This window comes from Mucilaginibacter sp. SMC90 (genome assembly GCF_022811725.1).
Lineage (GTDB): Bacteria > Bacteroidota > Bacteroidia > Sphingobacteriales > Sphingobacteriaceae > Mucilaginibacter.
Genome location: NZ_CP094527.1, coordinates 5,280,245 through 5,296,304 on the forward strand (window position 1 = coordinate 5,280,245; position 16,060 = coordinate 5,296,304).

17 protein-coding genes are annotated in these 16,060 nt (G+C 42.8%); 9 read left to right on the forward strand and 8 right to left on the reverse strand.

The window, feature by feature from the left end:
- Window positions 1-741, reverse strand: coding sequence for an intradiol ring-cleavage dioxygenase (locus MTO98_RS22070; protein ID WP_243481146.1), 741 nt, complete (start codon window positions 739-741; stop codon window positions 1-3).
- Window positions 742-962: 221 nt separating this feature from the next.
- Between MTO98_RS22070 and MTO98_RS22075 the strand changes: the two genes are divergently transcribed.
- Both MTO98_RS22075 and MTO98_RS22080 read left to right on the forward strand, forming a co-directional pair.
- Window positions 963-1,961, forward strand: a complete 999-nt coding sequence (locus tag MTO98_RS22075; protein WP_243481147.1) for a beta-ketoacyl-ACP synthase III — start codon at window positions 963-965, stop codon at window positions 1,959-1,961.
- An 81-nt stretch (window positions 1,962-2,042) separates the two neighbouring features.
- Window positions 2,043-2,426, forward strand: coding sequence for an acyl-CoA thioesterase (locus MTO98_RS22080; RefSeq protein WP_243481148.1), 384 nt, complete (start codon window positions 2,043-2,045; stop codon window positions 2,424-2,426).
- A gap of 68 nt (window positions 2,427-2,494) precedes the next feature.
- Here MTO98_RS22080 and MTO98_RS22085 read toward each other — a convergent pair whose 3' ends face one another.
- From MTO98_RS22085 to MTO98_RS22110, 6 genes are all read right to left on the reverse strand, one after another.
- On the reverse strand, window positions 2,495-3,355 hold the full coding sequence (locus tag MTO98_RS22085) for a YitT family protein (protein ID WP_243481149.1): 861 nt from the start codon (window positions 3,353-3,355) through the stop codon (window positions 2,495-2,497).
- Between the two features lie 108 nt (window positions 3,356-3,463).
- On the reverse strand, window positions 3,464-3,916 hold the full coding sequence (locus MTO98_RS22090) for a DUF6756 family protein (RefSeq protein ID WP_243481150.1): 453 nt from the start codon (window positions 3,914-3,916) through the stop codon (window positions 3,464-3,466).
- Window positions 3,917-3,927: 11 nt separating this feature from the next.
- Window positions 3,928-5,184, reverse strand: coding sequence for an aspartate kinase (locus tag MTO98_RS22095; protein WP_243481151.1), 1,257 nt, complete (start codon window positions 5,182-5,184; stop codon window positions 3,928-3,930).
- The gene (locus MTO98_RS22100; RefSeq protein WP_243481152.1) at window positions 5,185-5,982 is read right to left on the reverse strand and encodes a DUF3298 and DUF4163 domain-containing protein; all 798 of its coding nucleotides are present in this window, start codon (window positions 5,980-5,982) and stop codon (window positions 5,185-5,187) included.
- A gap of 11 nt (window positions 5,983-5,993) precedes the next feature.
- Window positions 5,994-6,497: a GNAT family N-acetyltransferase gene (locus MTO98_RS22105; protein ID WP_243481153.1), complete on the reverse strand. Its 504-nt coding sequence runs from the start codon at window positions 6,495-6,497 to the stop codon at window positions 5,994-5,996.
- Between the two features lie 691 nt (window positions 6,498-7,188).
- Window positions 7,189-7,878, reverse strand: a complete 690-nt coding sequence (locus MTO98_RS22110) for a YggS family pyridoxal phosphate-dependent enzyme (RefSeq protein ID WP_243481154.1) — start codon at window positions 7,876-7,878, stop codon at window positions 7,189-7,191.
- Between the two features lie 43 nt (window positions 7,879-7,921).
- Here MTO98_RS22110 and MTO98_RS22115 point away from each other — a divergent pair, with 43 nt between their 5' ends.
- The 4 genes from MTO98_RS22115 to MTO98_RS22130 all read left to right on the forward strand — a co-directional run bounded on the left by MTO98_RS22115 (window position 7,922) and on the right by MTO98_RS22130 (window position 12,686).
- Entirely contained in the window at window positions 7,922-8,491 is a 570-nt protein-coding gene (locus tag MTO98_RS22115) for a DUF4296 domain-containing protein (RefSeq protein ID WP_243481155.1), read from the forward strand.
- A gap of 4 nt (window positions 8,492-8,495) precedes the next feature.
- Entirely contained in the window at window positions 8,496-10,859 is a 2,364-nt protein-coding gene (locus MTO98_RS22120) for an endonuclease MutS2 (protein WP_243481156.1), read from the forward strand.
- 175 nt (window positions 10,860-11,034) lie between these two features.
- The gene (locus MTO98_RS22125; RefSeq protein ID WP_208864777.1) at window positions 11,035-11,397 is read left to right on the forward strand and encodes a VOC family protein; all 363 of its coding nucleotides are present in this window, start codon (window positions 11,035-11,037) and stop codon (window positions 11,395-11,397) included.
- Between the two features lie 203 nt (window positions 11,398-11,600).
- On the forward strand, window positions 11,601-12,686 hold the full coding sequence (locus MTO98_RS22130) for an SGNH/GDSL hydrolase family protein (protein ID WP_243481157.1): 1,086 nt from the start codon (window positions 11,601-11,603) through the stop codon (window positions 12,684-12,686).
- 240 nt (window positions 12,687-12,926) lie between these two features.
- Here the strand turns inward: MTO98_RS22130 and MTO98_RS22135 are convergent, their stop codons facing one another.
- Window positions 12,927-13,484, reverse strand: coding sequence for a hypothetical protein (locus MTO98_RS22135; RefSeq protein WP_243481158.1), 558 nt, complete (start codon window positions 13,482-13,484; stop codon window positions 12,927-12,929).
- A gap of 283 nt (window positions 13,485-13,767) precedes the next feature.
- Here MTO98_RS22135 and MTO98_RS22140 point away from each other — a divergent pair, with 283 nt between their 5' ends.
- From MTO98_RS22140 to MTO98_RS22150, 3 genes are read left to right on the forward strand one after another with little or no spacing between them, the layout of a single operon-like run.
- Complete coding sequence (locus tag MTO98_RS22140; RefSeq protein ID WP_243481159.1) at window positions 13,768-14,457, forward strand: CoA transferase subunit A; 690 nt, start codon at window positions 13,768-13,770, stop codon at window positions 14,455-14,457.
- Between the two features lie 44 nt (window positions 14,458-14,501).
- Window positions 14,502-14,849, forward strand: coding sequence for a four helix bundle protein (locus MTO98_RS22145; protein WP_243481160.1), 348 nt, complete (start codon window positions 14,502-14,504; stop codon window positions 14,847-14,849).
- A gap of 59 nt (window positions 14,850-14,908) precedes the next feature.
- Entirely contained in the window at window positions 14,909-15,565 is a 657-nt protein-coding gene (locus MTO98_RS22150; protein ID WP_243481161.1) for a 3-oxoacid CoA-transferase subunit B, read from the forward strand.
- The last annotated feature ends 495 nt before the right edge of the window (window positions 15,566-16,060 follow it).

A 16,060-nucleotide genomic window follows, 5' to 3' on the forward strand; every position in this document is an offset into this window, starting at 1 on the left:
TTAAGCAGGCACACTGAAATTGATACTTAATACAAAACCCTCAGTAGTGCTGCCGGTAACCGTTGCCAGTTCTAACGAATAACCATCACTAAATACATTATCGGCAGCATTATAAGTATATCCACTCATACCTTTATCATATCCGTTCACTGCTGCCAGCGCTGTACCTGTACCTTCGGGGAATGCGATCTGTGTTACCTTTAATGATGTACCCGACGAGTTATATACATGCACATGGATATGCGTGGCCCTACCGGTATACCAGCCAGGAAATATAGAAGTAAAGGTTACCAGACCGTTTGAATCAGTAGTTTGCCTGCCGCGTAAAAAATGTACCGATGTATAATTTGTTGATTGCGAACCGCTCCCACCATACTCAGAGTAATTACCCCCGGCATCGCAGTGCCAGATATCAACCAACGCCGATGAAAGTGCAGCGCAGCTATTGTTACTGTTATTGATTGTAATTTTCACCGTAAGTTTATATCCGGTACGGCCGTCAGTAATATCGCTTCGTACATAAGATGCCGGCGAATGTGTTGGATAAGGTCCTTCTGTTTCTGTAGGCACAACACTGCATGCTCCTGAATCTGTTGATCCGGAAGTACTGCCCGAAGATGAGCTTCCTGAGGCAGCGGTGTTGGTTGTACCGGTATCGGTATCTTTTTTACACGCTTCAACCAATGCCGAGGAAGACACTGCGCCAATTACCAGGCTTTTTAAAAAATTCTTTCGTTCCATTGCTTGCTCTCCTTTTAAGTTTAATCTAATCTGTTGATTCAAAAGTAGAAGCAGCACTGCCGATATCAGAAAATCTGTCGCTTAGTTGCCTTTTTGTGTCGACAAACAGTAAATTATTATTGCAAAAAGCGGTCTGATTGCATAAACATACAGTTGCATGACAAGCGTAAACCGGCAAATTTCCGTATCTTTGCATGTTTTTTCGAGAATATATAATACTTATGGCATTAAAAAGTAGCGCAGTTATTACCGGTGTAGGCGGCTATGTTCCTGACAACATTTTAACTAACAGCGATTTAGAAAAAATGGTTGAAACTAACAGCGATTGGATAGTTTCACGTACAGGGATAAAAGAAAGAAGGATTCTTGCCGACAGGTCAATGGCTACTTCGGATATGGCGGCCTTTGCGGTAAAAAATTTACTTGAAAATGCCAAAGTTGAACCGTCAGAAATTGATTGTGTAATCGTAGCTACTTCTACCCCTGATTACCTCCTTATTTCTACAGCCAGTATTGTTTGTGACAAATGTGGATTAAGCAATGCATGGGCATCTGACGTTAACGCAGCCTGCAGTGGTTTCTTATACGCATTTACACTTGGCTCAAGCCTGGTTGAAAGCAACCGTTATAAAAAAGTGATAGTTATAGGGGCCGATCAAAACAGCGCCATTGTGAACTACGCCGACCGTAACACCTGTATCCTTTTTGGTGATGGCGCCGGTGCGGTATTGCTTGAACCTTCTACCGATGATATTGGCGTTATCGACAGCGTATTTAAAACCGATGGACATGGCAGAGAGCATTTATATGTACCCGGCGGCGGTTCTATGAACCCAGCCTCTGAAGAAACACTCGACGGTAAACTGCACTACATACGCCAGGACGGCCGCGTGGTTTTTAAAGCTGCTATCAAAGGCATGACCGAGAGCTGTACATCTATATTGCAACGCAACAACCTTACTATAGATGATATTAACTGGCTGATCCCTCACCAGGCTAACTATCGCATTATCCACGCTGTAGGTGATGCCTTGGGTTTGCCCGAAAGCCGTGTTAAGATCAACATCGACCGCTATGGCAATACAACCGCTGCCACCATTCCATTGGCACTGTGGGATTATAAAGAAGATTTTAAAGAGAACGACAACGTGCTCCTGACAGCATTTGGTGCAGGTTTTTCATGGGGTGCCACTTATTTAAAGTGGGGTAAATTGAGATAATTACTTCCTGATAAAAGATACAAAGGCTTTCCTTTATTACAGGAAAGCCTTATTTGTTAATATACAAACCACTATATGGTTATGACAACCGAAGAACGAATTAAAGAAGCAGAATCGCGAATATTCAAAACCGTGTTCCCAAGCGACACCAATCATTACGATACGCTTTTTGGAGGTTCGGCAATGGCCATGATGGATGAAGTAGCTTTTATTACGGCAACCCGTTTTACCCGTAAAAGAATGGTCACCGTATCTTCAGACAGGATCGACTTTAAACGCCCTATTCCCGCAGGTACCATTATTGAATTAGTTGGCAGCATAGCCCACATTGGCAATACCAGCCTCAAAGTTTCTGTTGAGATTTATATCGAAGAAATGTATTCCTTTGTACGCGAAAAAGCCATCACCGGCACTTTTACTTTTGTTGCCATCGATGAGCATAAGCACCCGGTAAGCGTTTTGTAGAGCCTAAAGCTGAAAGCTTAAGGCCGAAAGCTTATCCTTATCTCACTTTAAAAAAAGCTTTCAGCTTATTAATGTAGTTTCTTCCGTTTTAACAAGCCACCGGTAGTATCATCAATGCTTTGCTGTACAATAAAAGCTTTGGGATCAATACGAAGAATAGTTTGCTTTAGCGATGGGATTTCCAAACGAGTGGCCACAGTAAAAACAATATCGCGGGGATCGTTCACATGCCCATCTTTACCATAACCGCTTTTGCCCTGGTAAATGGTAACCCCGCGACCAAGGGTAACCGTTATTGCACGCCTTATAGCATCGCTTTTGGTTGAGATGACAGTAACGCCAGAGTATTGTTCAATACCATTCAATAAGAAATCGATCATTTTGGCGGCGGCCATATAAGTCAATATCGAATACATGGCAGGTTCAACACCCAATACCGATGCTGCTACCCCAAATATCAAAACGTTGAGTAGTAAAATAAAATCACTCACTTTAAGTAATTGGGTCTTTTTACTTACCAATACTGCGGCTATTTCTGTTCCATCAAGCACCGCCCCACCGCGCATGGCCAGACCACTTCCGGTGCCTATAAACACACCGCCAAATACAGCTGTGAGCAATTTATCATGAGTAACATCAGGAAAGCTAACAAACGCTAGGCAAAGAGCTAATAAAGCTATAGCAATTGTACTTTTTATCGCAAACCAAAGACCAAGCTTCCGGTAACCGATCCACAGGAAAGGAACATTGATCACGAAAATTAATATGGAGATAGGTATGGAGGTGATATCAAATATCAGCATGGATACCCCGGTGGCACCGCCATCAATAAAATGGCTTGATAACAGAAAACCTTTAAGGCCAAAAGCTGCTGATAAAATTCCAAGTCCGATATTTGCTGAATCCTTGATGGTGTTAATTGCCTTCATGCCCAAATATAACTTTTTGAGGCTAAAGGCGGGCATGAAAGGGCTAAATAGCGTAGATAGATCTACTTAATAAGATATTAAATTAAGGCTGACAATTGTAGTTGTGATTTAAACTAACAAAGATAAATTGTGCTCCTTTAAAATATCCCCTACACCAAAAAGACTGTCATGGTGGTTTTCACACAATAGCCACTTGTAGTCTTTGTCAATGATATAATATTCAAAGCCAAAGCATTCGTTTAATATATCACGAATGTAATTAGGGTCAACATCATAAATGGGATAAAAATCATCCTGAACATCTTCAATCATTAACCACACCTTTCGAGTGAGATCGGGAATAATCTCACTGAAGTGATCGGGAGGATAATCAAACATTTTAAACTCAAACGAAGATTTAAATGCTTCCCACCACCATCGACGATCTTCACCATTTACAAAAAAGGCAAGGAGTTCGTAATAGAGTATACCATTGTATTGAGCATCGATTTTCGAGATGATGCTTTTATCCAATTTTAAAGTAGCTATTGCTTCCTCTACCTCCTTTGTAACTTCGCCCATATTAAATTTGATTACCTCACCACCACCTGTATCGTATTCCTGCTGATCTGTTCCAATAAAATAGTTTTGCCTTCGGTTAATTCTTTGATTGTGTTCACCCCATCATGTCGTACAGTGATAAGTGTCAAGCCCTCATTATACTTCACCTTAAAATCCTGCTTAAGACCGTTTAGCAGCTTTTCAAAACGTTCCTCATTCAAATCAAAGCAAACTGAAAAACTTAATGCGGAGGTTTGCATTACGTTGATCTTAACATTATTCTGGGCAAACAGGCGAAACACATCGCTCAAGTGGTCTTCGGTGATAAATGAATAATCCTTGCCTGATACCGACAGCAATACCTGGTTTTGCTTCAAAATGATCACGGGTTTAACAAACTTGTTATGACCATCCTCTTTAATTACAGTACCGGAAGCCGATGGATCTGTAAAAGGCTTTACCAGCAATGGGATCCGGGCATTCTGTAGGGGTTTAATGGTTTTGGGGTGGATGACACTGGCTCCGTAATAGGTCATTTCGATAGCTTCGGTATAGGAAAGTTCGTCAAATTTAACGGTATCCGTAAAGTATCGCGGATCAGCATTCAGGATGCCGGGTACATCCTTCCAGGCAGTTACCGATTCTGCACCCAAACAGGCTGCAAATATGGAAGCAGTATAATCCGATCCCTCACGACCAAGTGTGGTGGTAAAATTTTCGGATGTGCCGCCGAGGAATCCCTGGGTTACAACGATGCCCTTATCAAGTAAAGCCGGAAGGTCCTTGCTGATGCTTGCCCTGGTTTTATCCCACTCAACAACACCTTCACGGTAAGTATTATCAGTATGCACATACCCGCGCACATCAAGCCATTTACTCTTAAGGCCTTCCTTGTTCAGGTAAGCGCTGACAATGCGCGTTGATACCAGTTCGCCTATGGAAACGATCTGATCGTACACAAAATCGTAACTATCGTGCGGCTCATCTTCAATAGCCCAATCAATTTCGACAAAGGTATTGGCCACTTCATCAAATACCGGGTGCCCTGTTTCAAACAATCCGCTCAGGATATTATAATGATACTCCTTGATCTCGTTAAAGATGTCATGTATATCATCGGCTTGGTCCATGTAGGCTTTGGTAAGCTTTTCAAGCGCGTTGGTGGTTTTACCCATGGCCGATACCACTATGAGCAGTTGATGATCTGTATATTGTTTTACGACATTAGCAAGGTTGGCTACCCCCGCAGCATCCTTAACCGATGCCCCTCCAAATTTAAAAACAAGCATTTATTTGATGAATTGACTTACAACCGAACCCGGTTGTACTAATGATTTGATTTGTGTGTAAGGAATGAACAAACCGGTAATACCGGCTGCATAAGGCTTGATCTCGTATTGATTATACAGGAACTTAATGCCAAGCGGCGTAATGGAAAAGTTTTCATTAAGCGCAAATTTATCATCCTTAAAAAAGTAGTTATCTTTCAGCGATGCTGTATCACTCAGCTTTTCATTCTTCCTGAAGATCTTTTCGGCAACGGCAGTTAGTTTGTCGTGATAACCGCTGATAAAAACATCATCAAGCTTGAGGTTTTTACCGACTTTTGTGTCCCAGTTAATAAACCCGGTAAAAGATCCTCCGTGAGCCCCACCCTGGTAACTATAACCGCTAACCTGTAGTGTGGTAAGGCTCGAATCCTGGTGGATCACCTTAACGGAATCATCCAGCGTAAAAAACATTCCCGACCGCGAATCATCCTTTTTGAAATCGTCATATGATTTCAGGAACTTTTTGGTCATCAGTTCCAGGCTACTGTCTGCTTTCCCATCCATAGCAAACATCAGGGTAAGCTTTTGAACTATACTATCATTTAAAGCTTTAGCACCATCGAAAACCGGGTAGTTGATTTTCACCACAGTACAGGCGCTATCAGCTTTAGTACCACAATCTGCCGCCCGCGCTTTTATTACTTTATAAGTATAGTGCAAGGTATCAATTGATTTTTCGGCAACCTTGTTAGGAACACCCCATTGACAGGATGACAGCCCTAACGCAATAAAACACAACAGCGACAGATTTTTCATAGGTATGGTATTTAGTATTTTAACAACTGCTCCCTCGAAAGTGAAGCATTTAGCCAGCCTGCCTCAATATTCGCGCCGTACTTGTTGTAAAAGTTAATAGCGGGCTCATTCCAGTCGAGCACCTGCCAAACCATCCCGCTAAAATCACGCTCCTTAGCTTCCCGGATCAACCTGTCGAACAGTAGTTTGCCGATCTTTTTGCCGCGCATATCTTCGGTCACTATAAGGTCTTCCAGATACATTCGGCTGCCTTTCCAGGTTGAGTAACGGATGTAGTATACTGCAAAGCCTACAACCAGGCCGCCTACTTCGGCAACAAAGGCTTTCCAAACGGGATTGGGACCAAAACCGGTCTCTTCAAAATGCTGTAAGGTAACGGTAACCTCCTCGGGTGCTTTTTCATATATGGCCAGCTCGTGCACCAGTTCCATCAAACGCGGGCAATCAGTTTGAATAGCTTCCCTGATAACTACTTTTGATGCTTCCTGTTCAGTTTTATTTTCTGTATTATTCATTTTATTGTTTCGCAATTACCAAAAAACTCGGGGATAGTGCGATTCCCTCCTTTGGGAGGGTGTAGAGAGGGGTTTCTCCGCCAAACTAATTTACTTTAATGCCGCAAAACCCCTCCCTGCCAATACACATCCCAACGCCCCCCTCCCAAGGGAGGGAATTAAAAAAATATTCCGAACAGCTGTGGTGTTGTCACCAACAACTTCCTATCTATTTAACAGGTGTTCAACTTTTTAAAGTGTAAACACTTGTAGTTTTTTCAAAAATAAAACTAACTGATAATCAGCTATTTAGCTTTACAGTTCATTACCCTTTCAAACAAACTGAACACACATCTACTGACAATCAACCACCTAAGTTTTCTCCATTTTAAAAGCTGAACACCCGTTTTTAAAAAACTGAACACTTAAATTTCGATTCAAAAAACATGTTGCTGGTGACAATACCAACAACGGGCGAAGTATGTCATCGCGAGCGTAGCGCGGCAATCTCGTAGCCAATACATGTCCGCCCTGTATAACTATGGGATTGCCGCGTCGCCCAAGTTCTTTTGCCCATACCGCTCCTCGCAATGACATGGCTTTTCAACCAGCATTTCAACCTAACTTCATCTTCCGAACACCTATGGCAACAACACCAACAACGGGTGGGCAACCGCGCGATTGCCGCGCTGCGCTCGCAATGACATATTTTTTAATTATTTTTCCAATGCTTGATCACCCTGCCGCCAAATATGGTGCTGCCCAGCCTCACCATATTACTGCCCTGCTCAATAGCCAGCTTATAATCTGACGACATACCCATCGACAGGATATCAAAGCTTTCTTCCTTTCTGAAATAGCTAACTTTTATGCCTTCAAAAAAAGTATTCAGTTCGTAGTATTCTTCTTTTATTTGTTTCTCGTTATCAGTGTTTGTAGCAATCCCCATCAATCCGCGGATGCGAACGTTTTTCATAGTAGCAAACTCTTCCGATCGGAGCAGCTCTATCGCTTCATCAAAGCCCAGTCCGTATTTAGTTTCTTCGTCGGCAATGTAGATCTGCAGCAGGCAGTCAATTACCCTTTCTGCTTTTTCAGCATGCTTATTAATTTCCTGCAAAAGCTTCAGGCTATCAACAGACTGGATCATACTTACAAAAGGTGCAATATATTTAACCTTATTGGTTTGCAAATGCCCGATCAGATGCCATTCAATATCTTTAGGCAGTTGTTCATACTTTTCAACCATTTCCTGCACTATATTTTCGCCAAAAAGTCGCTGCCCTGCATCGTAAGCTTCCTGCACATCGCTGGCAGGTTTTGTTTTTGATACCGCCAATAATATTACCTTATCTGCTTCCGTTTCCTTTTTTAAGCTTTTGATGTTATCTGCAATGCTCATTTATCCGTAAATTTGCTTAATTAATCAGCCGCTAAATTACTGAATGCATAAATATATAACCTTGTTTTTTTCAGCAGCACTTATTTTATGTGCCTGCAACAGCAAAAGTATTCCCGGCGATGTACTTAAGCCCGATGCTATGGCCGGCGTTTTAACCGAAATGCACATCATTGACGGCAGCCTGTACAATGTTATGCAGGCTCCGGATAGTTTGTATAAATATGGTGCCGGCAAATATGTTGCTATGTTTCAGCGCCTTCATACCGATACCGCCCATTTCAATAAAAGTATGCGATATTACGCTACGCAGCCTGATAAATTGCTGGCCATTTATGACCAGGTGGATATCAGCATAAAAAACAAAACCGATTCGGTGAATAAAGTGCAGCTTGAACAAAGCAAAGCTGCCCACAAAGCCGATTCGTTAAAAAACCTGAATATTAAAACTAAAGCAGATTCGGCCAAGAAGGTTGTTCCTCATGAAAATGCAGCAGCCCGCAAAGCCGACTCATTAGACAATTTAAAAACTAAAGCGTATTTGGAAAAGAAACTCCATCGTCATAAAAACAAGAAGAGTAAGAAAGCCAAACCGTTAACTAATCCCAATATATAACCTGATGCTTTACCCCCAAAATAGTGTTGATAAGCTGGGTTTTACCGAGATAAAAGAACTGATAAAAGCGCATTGCCTGAGTGAAATGGGTCAACAAATGGTTGACAAGATCCAGGTAATGAGCAATTACGACCAGATACATAAGTTCCTGAACCAGGCAAATGAGTTTAAGAATATCCTGGTTAATGATGAGGCACTGCCCATCCAGCATTTTTTCGATATAAAGTCCCTTGCCAATAAAGCCCGTATAGAGGGCGTTTTTTTAAGCGAAGAAGAATTTTACCAGGTACAGGCTTCACTCAATACCGTGTTTGCCGTTATCGCATACTTTAACGAACGTGAAGGCTTGTACCCAAACCTTGAAGCCCTTTTTGAGCACTTGCCTATTGAAAAGGCTATCCTTAAAAAGATAGATGCCGTAATTGATCAAAAAGGAAAGATCAGACCCAATGCCTCGCGCGAGCTCATGGACATTACCAGTGGCATTGCCAAAGCCGAGCAGGAAGCCCGAAAAAAAATTGACATGGTATTTAAAAATGCCACATCAAACGGTTGGGCTGCCGATGGTTCCTTAACTGTACGCGATGGCAGGCTGGTGATCCCCCTGCTGGCCGAAAATAAACGTAAGCTCAAAGGCTTTGTGCATGATGAATCAGCATCGGGCCAAACGGTATACATTGAGCCCGAAGAGGTTTTTGTGCTTAATAACCGCATCCGCGATCTGGAGTTTGAACGCCGTCGCGAGATAGTAAAGATCCTGACCGCTTTAACTAACGAATTAAGGCCTTACGTACCTTTACTGCTCTCCTATCATGGTTTATTAACCAAGCTTGATTTTGTTCGCGCTAAAGCCTTATTTGCTATTGATATTGAGGCCGAAATGCCGCAGGTAATAAACGAAGCCAGGGTTAAGCTGTATAATGCACGTCACCCGCTGTTGTTCCTGAATTTTAAGGCCGAGAAAAAAACGGTTGTTCCGCTTAATATGCAGATAGATGAGGGTACCCGCATTATCGTGGTATCCGGGCCCAACGCAGGCGGTAAATCTGTTTGTATGAAAACCGTTGGCCTGTTGCAAATGATGGTACAGGCCGGTTTGCTGATCCCTGCAGATGAGGCCAGTGTTGTGGGTGTATTTAAACAGCTTTTTGTTGACATAGGCGATGACCAATCGATAGAGAGCGATTTGAGTACGTATAGCGCCCACCTGTCTAAAATGAAAAATTTTGTGGAGCAGGCCAATGGTAAAACCCTTATCCTGATAGATGAGTTTGGTACCGGTACCGACCCCCAATTTGGCGGGCCGATTGCCGAAGCAGTACTGGAATCACTCAATCAAAAAAAGGTTAAGGGCATGGTAACCACCCACTACTCCAACCTTAAAATATTTGCCAGCAATACCGAAGGTATTGAAAATGCATCGATGCTGTTCAATAACGTTGAAATGCGGCCGCTTTACCAGTTAGAGATCGGCAAGCCCGGCAGCTCGTATGCTTTTGAAATAGCTCAAAAAATCGGTTTGCCAGCCAACGTACTTAACCTCGCCAAAAACAAAATAAGCGAAGGGCAAAAAAAGGTTGATACGCTGTTGGTTGATCTGGAGCGCGAAAAACGTTCGATTTTTGAAACCAAACAAAAGCTGGACAAGCAGCAACGAAAAGTAAATGAACTGCTGGCCGAAAACGAGAAACTGAAAAGCTATCTCGAAGAAAATCAACGCTCTCTTATCAGGGAAGCAAAGGATCAGGCCAAGAACATTATCCTGAACGCCAACAAACTGGTAGAAAACACCATTTCTGAAATCAAAAGCAGCAATGCTGATAAGGAGAAAACTAAACAGCTGCGCGAAAACCTGAACGTTGAACTTAAAAAGAACACAGTTAAGGTTGAAACACCGAAAGCAACCGCGGCTGCCGATGAGGAATTAAAACCGGGCGACTGGGTAAAGCTCACCGATTCGGAAACAACGGGCCAGGTGATAGAGATCATTAAAGAAAACGTAGTGATTGCCATTGGCGATCTGCGTACCGTTGCCAAAAAGAAGCGGGTGATCAAAGTTTCCAAATCATCGGTACCTAAAGAGATCAGGCGGAGTTTCAGCTCGCAAACCAATGACATGGCAAGTTTTAGTCCGGAAATTGATGTGCGCGGTCAGCGTACTGAAGACGCGCTGCACGCCATTGAAAAACTGTTTGACCGTGCGCTGATGATGGGCTTCAACAACCTCAAGATCATTCATGGCAAAGGCGACGGCATTTTGCGCAAAATGATCAGGCAATACCTCAAAAAATACGAACAGGTTGACCGTATGGAAGACGAACATGCCGACCGTGGCGGAGATGGAATAACTTATGTATATTTGAAGTAAACGGAAGGTTAAAATAAACAATTAACAACCAACCAAACGTCATTGCGAGGAACGAAGCAATCCCAAACTTTACAGGGTGGATTTGCATATTCGCTCTGCCATTCGGGGATTGCTTCGTTCCTCGCAATGACGTAATTTTTTGATCCCATTTCAACCCTAACTTATTTCAACATATATGTCCTTAAAATCCATTGCCCCCATGTTATACACCCGGCAGGTACGGGAAAGTGTCGATTTTTATATAAACAATCTCGGGTTTACCTGTGTAGGTTATGACGAGGATTGGGGATGGGCAACGGTAAGCCGCGATGATATTGAGATCATGCTGGCCTTGCCTGTTGATAATACATCATTCACGGTACCTAAATTTACCGGCTCTTTCTATATCCGTACCGATAAAGTTGATTTTTTATGGAGCGAACTGAAGGATAGGGCTGTAATTTGTTATCCCATTGAAGATTTCAATTACGGTATGCGCGAGTTTGGCGTTTTTGATTACAACGGTTATTTGTTGCAATTCGGGATGCCGATTGAATAATTACCAGATAAAAAAGGCGGGACTGGAGCGATTCCCCTCTTGAGAGGGGCGGAGGGGTGTGTTTCTACGCTTTGCTTATCGATTACAGAAACACACCCCTGCTACTGCTCTTTCCTACGCGCCCCCTCTCAAGAGGGGATTTTTTTTGCTGCATTAATTTTAGTTTAAGTTTCCTATTTTTAGGGCAGCCAAACCCTGAAAAAATGCGCAAACTATATTTACTTGTACTTTTCATTGCATTTACCGGCTCCATAAATAGCTGTACTGCTCAAAGCGTTATACTTAAAAGCAAAGATCAGCGCATCCGTTACACTGGCAGGATCAATCAAACCGATGAAGCAGCTGAATTATATTGGACGGGTTCGTCATTAAAGATCGACTTTAACGGAACCGGTGTTTCGGCCCTGATGCAGGATGAGCGCGGCGAAAATTACTACACCATTATAGTTGATGATAAGGTGCTTAATACCATTCACCTGGACAATACCAAACAAGCTTATACCCTTGCAGAAAACCTACCTCCCGGGAAACATACTCTTGAGTTATTTAAACGTACAGAGTGGGACAAAGGCAAAACTTTTTTTTACCAGTTTACCTTAGCTAAAGAAGCCACCGCCCTCCCTATACCAGAGGCTAAAAAACGTAAGATCGAATTTTTCGGCAATTCCATCACTTGCGGTTATGCCGATGAAGACACCACCGGACAGGACCGCGGCAGCGCCCCTTACGAAAACGGGTATCTGAGCTATGCCGCCCTAACGGCCCGTCATTTTGATGCTCAATATGTTTGTACCTCAAAAAGCGGTATTGGCATTACCGTAAGCTGGTTCCCGCTCATCATGCCCGAAATGTATAACCGCCTTGATCCAACAGACCCTACAAGTATTTCGGATTTCAAAAAGTACACGCCGGATGTAGTGGTGATCAACCTGTTTCAGAATGATTCGTGGATAGTAAACCAACCCAATAATCCGCAGTTTAAAGAACGTTTCGGTAGCAAAGCACCGGAGCCCGACCAGATCATTAAAGCCTACAAAGATTTTGTAAAAAGCATCCGCAAGGTTTATCCCAAGGCACAGATCGTTTGCGCATTGGGCAGTATGGATGCAACCAAAGCAGGCTCGCCATGGCCGGGCTATATCGAAAAAGCAGTTGCTGCGCTTAACGACAAGCAGATTTATACCCATTTTATTCCATATAAAAACACTCCCGGGCACCCAAGTATAAAAGAGCAGCAGGCTATGGCCGATGACCTGATCTCTTTTTTGGAAAAGACGGTTAAGTGGTAGGTAAAATCATTTCATTATAACTTGCGCTCGTTTGTAACGAGCGCTTAATTTGGTTAGGCGATTGCATCGCCAGTCGCGTTATAAACGCTAACCCATGTTAAGCACTCGTTGCAAACGAGCGCAAGAAAAAAGAAAAACCATGTCATTGAGCGTAGCGTGGCAATCGCACGGAAGCAAAGCCGCTCTGTATAGCGTGCGATTGCTTCGTCGTCCCTCCTCGCAATGACATAAAGTTTAAGCTTATTCCCCTACCTTCTGTTGATCAGGCACTTCATTGGGGCCCGGAATATTGGTTTGTTGTTTACTTTCGCTATCTCCGTCATCATCCGCAGTTCCTTCCTCGTATTGCTGCTGGGCATTGGGTTTCTTATCATTGGTTTCCGTTTGCCCTTCACTTTCATCCGAGCGGCCGTTTTGTGATACATTGATCACATTACCGTAATTGGCATTGCCTGCCTGGTTGGGATCTTTGAAATTGCTGTTTTCAGGATGTTCTTCGGCAGGTTGGGTACGGTTAAAGTACTCGTTATTATTGCCCGCCATTTGCGACGGGTTATCTTTGTCATTACCTGCCGGGGTAATGTTATTTTGGCCAAAATTATGGCCGCCCATGCCTTTTCCTTCCATCCCCTCATCATCTGGACTTTTCATTTCCGAATTACCAAACAGAAAGCTCCTTTTCAGGTCTTTTTCTTCCTCGTTATTGTCATCGTCCACCCGGTATGCATTGGGTTTGTTTTCTTCATTTTCGGGGCGGTTAAGCTCATCGCTCCTTAACTCATCATCTCTTAATTCCATAGGTTTTGATATTTGATGTATTAATTATTAATAAAATAATTTTCCAATTGTTTTATATAATCATAAATCATCATTTTTATCGCTCTTCCTGGCGCAAGTATTGTGTTTGGGGTTGTGCGGAGCTGACTTGTGCCTGCAATTACCCTTTGCCACAACGCAAACATGGAACTAAATCAAATAATATCCCCTACATTCATAAAACACAAATCCATCCTAATAAGTTATCTACATAGCAAAGCTTCAGGCTTATTTTACTTATTTTTATAGCAACCAATTATAATATATGAATAAAGTAGTTAGTGGTGCCGATGAGGCCATCCGCGACATTACCGACGGCATGACCCTCATGTTAGGCGGCTTTGGGTTATGCGGATTGCCCGAAAATTGTATTGCCGCACTGGTAAAAAAGGGGGTTAAACAACTCACCTGTATCTCCAACAATGCCGGGGTTGATGACTTTGGCATCGGCCTGATGCTGAAACAGCGCCAGGTAAAAAAAATGATCTCATCGTACGTTGGTGAAAACGCCGAGTTTGAACGCCAGTTGCTAAGCGGCGAACTTGAAGTTGAGCTTATCCCTCAGGGCACTTTAGCCACACGCTGCATGGCAGCCGGTTATGGTATGCCCGCCATATTCACTCCCGCAGGTATTGGTACAGAAGTGGCCGAGGGCAAGGAAGTACGCAATTTTAATGGTAAGGATTATTTAATGGAAATGGCCTTTGATGCCGATTTTGCCATTGTAAAAGCCTGGAAAGGTGATACCATGGGTAACTTGGTTTATCGCTCAACTGCACGCAATTTCAACCCGGTTATGGCCATGGCTGGTAAAATAACCATTGCCGAAGTAGAAGAGCTTGTTCAACCCGGCGAACTTGACCCGGATCATATTCATACTCCCGGTATTTATGTGCACCGGATTTTTAAGGGGACCGATTATGAAAAAAGGATAGAGCACAGAACAGTAAGATAATTTGAAAATGTGTTGATTTGAAAATTTGAAAATGAATTAAAATAATGAGAAACGACAAAGAAAACCTAATAGTAAAACTAACCTTTGAATTTGCGCTTGATATAATTGCATTTTCTGAAGAATTAGAAGAAAAAAGAAAATTTGTAATCGCACGACAAATCCTCAAATCAGGAACCTCGATAGGCGCAAATGTTCGGGAAGCCCAAAACGCAGAAAGCAAAAATGATTTTATTCACAAACTTAAAATCGCTGCCAAAGAGGCTGATGAAACAGAATATTTTTTACTGCTTTGTAAGTTTTCAAAGACCTATCCGTTCAACGAAACTCTTCTTGAAAAATCAAGTGTAATTATTAAGATACTTTCGAAAATCATCGCAAGTTCCAAATCTTAACGTTCTTGCAATAAGCACATTTTCAAATTTTCAAATCAACACATTTTCAAATTGAATGTATGTTAGATAAACAAGGCATCGCAAAGCGAATTGCAAAAGAAATAAAAGACGGTTACTATGTTAACCTCGGCATAGGCATCCCTACGCTGGTAGCCAACTACATCCCGGATACCATGGATGTAGTGCTACAATCAGAAAATGGATTATTAGGCATGGGCCCTTTTCCGTTTGAAGGCGAGGAGGACGCCGACATCATTAATGCCGGTAAACAAACTATCACCATGCTGCCCGGCTCGGCCATATTTGATTCGGCTATGAGCTTTGGGATGATCAGGGCTAAAAAGGTAAACCTTACCATTTTAGGTGCCATGGAAGTATCCGAAAACGGCGACATTGCCAACTGGAAAATCCCCGGTAAAATGGTAAAAGGTATGGGTGGCGCTATGGACCTGGTAGCATCGGCCGAAAATATCATCGTAGCTATGCAGCAGGTGAACAAAGCGGGAGAATCAAAGTTGCTCCCCCAATGTACCCTACCCCTAACCGGTGTACATTGCGTTAAAAAAATTGTGACCGAACTGGGTGTATATGATGTTTTGCCCAACGGCGGTTTCAGGCTCATAGAGCGTGCGCCAGGTGTAAGTGTTGAGGAGATAAAACAGGCTACCGCTGGTAAGCTTATTGTGGAGGGGGAAATTCCGGAGATAGCTGTTTAATACTTAAATCCCATGTCATTGCGAGGAGCGGCATGGGCAAAAGCACCGGTGCGACACGGCAATCTCTTAGCTATGCATATCACATATGTATTGGCTACGAGATTGCCACGCTATCGCTCGCAATGACGTGATTGTAAATTATTGACATCAATGTTATTTTTTATACGTCATCACAATTTTTTAGCCTGTGGTCGGTGTTTTCACCGCACCACTTTTGCCTTACAACCCGGCCGTAAACTTCCGATATTCGCAGTCATTAGATTGAACAATCGACCAGTAAATCATATGGTGCGGTGAAAACACCGACCACAAGCTAAATCTCGTAGCAAATGCAGATCCGCCCTGTATAGCTAAGAGATTGCCGCATCGCTCCTTAACTGAGGCCTACGCCGCTCCTTATAATGACGTGAATTTAAGTTATTGATTATCAATGGTAACTTTTTTACACGTCATCGCGATTTTTTCCAGGGATTCCCTGGTGGTTACTCGCAATGA

What these genes read in the sequence shown, in the direction of transcription:
- MTO98_RS22095 (WP_243481151.1), bottom strand. Translation starts at nt 5,184, where the DNA reads ATGCTTGTTTTTAAATTTGGAGGGGCATCGGTTAAGGATGCTGCGGGG.
- MTO98_RS22100 (WP_243481152.1), bottom strand. Translation starts at nt 5,982, where the DNA reads ATGAAAAATCTGTCGCTGTTGTGTTTTATTGCGTTAGGGCTGTCATCC.
- MTO98_RS22140 (WP_243481159.1), top strand. Translation starts at nt 13,768, where the DNA reads ATGAATAAAGTAGTTAGTGGTGCCGATGAGGCCATCCGCGACATTACC.
- MTO98_RS22130 (WP_243481157.1), top strand. Translation starts at nt 11,601, where the DNA reads ATGCGCAAACTATATTTACTTGTACTTTTCATTGCATTTACCGGCTCC.
- MTO98_RS22125 (WP_208864777.1), top strand. Translation starts at nt 11,035, where the DNA reads ATGTCCTTAAAATCCATTGCCCCCATGTTATACACCCGGCAGGTACGG.
- MTO98_RS22090 (WP_243481150.1), bottom strand. Translation starts at nt 3,916, where the DNA reads ATGGGCGAAGTTACAAAGGAGGTAGAGGAAGCAATAGCTACTTTAAAA.
- MTO98_RS22080 (WP_243481148.1), top strand. Translation starts at nt 2,043, where the DNA reads ATGACAACCGAAGAACGAATTAAAGAAGCAGAATCGCGAATATTCAAA.
- MTO98_RS22150 (WP_243481161.1), top strand. Translation starts at nt 14,909, where the DNA reads ATGTTAGATAAACAAGGCATCGCAAAGCGAATTGCAAAAGAAATAAAA.
- MTO98_RS22085 (WP_243481149.1), bottom strand. Translation starts at nt 3,355, where the DNA reads ATGAAGGCAATTAACACCATCAAGGATTCAGCAAATATCGGACTTGGA.
- MTO98_RS22145 (WP_243481160.1), top strand. Translation starts at nt 14,502, where the DNA reads ATGAGAAACGACAAAGAAAACCTAATAGTAAAACTAACCTTTGAATTT.
- MTO98_RS22120 (WP_243481156.1), top strand. Translation starts at nt 8,496, where the DNA reads ATGCTTTACCCCCAAAATAGTGTTGATAAGCTGGGTTTTACCGAGATA.
- MTO98_RS22105 (WP_243481153.1), bottom strand. Translation starts at nt 6,497, where the DNA reads ATGAATAATACAGAAAATAAAACTGAACAGGAAGCATCAAAAGTAGTT.
- MTO98_RS22110 (WP_243481154.1), bottom strand. Translation starts at nt 7,878, where the DNA reads ATGAGCATTGCAGATAACATCAAAAGCTTAAAAAAGGAAACGGAAGCA.
- MTO98_RS22135 (WP_243481158.1), bottom strand. Translation starts at nt 13,484, where the DNA reads ATGGAATTAAGAGATGATGAGTTAAGGAGCGATGAGCTTAACCGCCCC.
- MTO98_RS22075 (WP_243481147.1), top strand. Translation starts at nt 963, where the DNA reads ATGGCATTAAAAAGTAGCGCAGTTATTACCGGTGTAGGCGGCTATGTT.
- MTO98_RS22070 (WP_243481146.1), bottom strand. Translation starts at nt 741, where the DNA reads ATGGAACGAAAGAATTTTTTAAAAAGCCTGGTAATTGGCGCAGTGTCT.
- MTO98_RS22115 (WP_243481155.1), top strand. Translation starts at nt 7,922, where the DNA reads ATGCATAAATATATAACCTTGTTTTTTTCAGCAGCACTTATTTTATGT.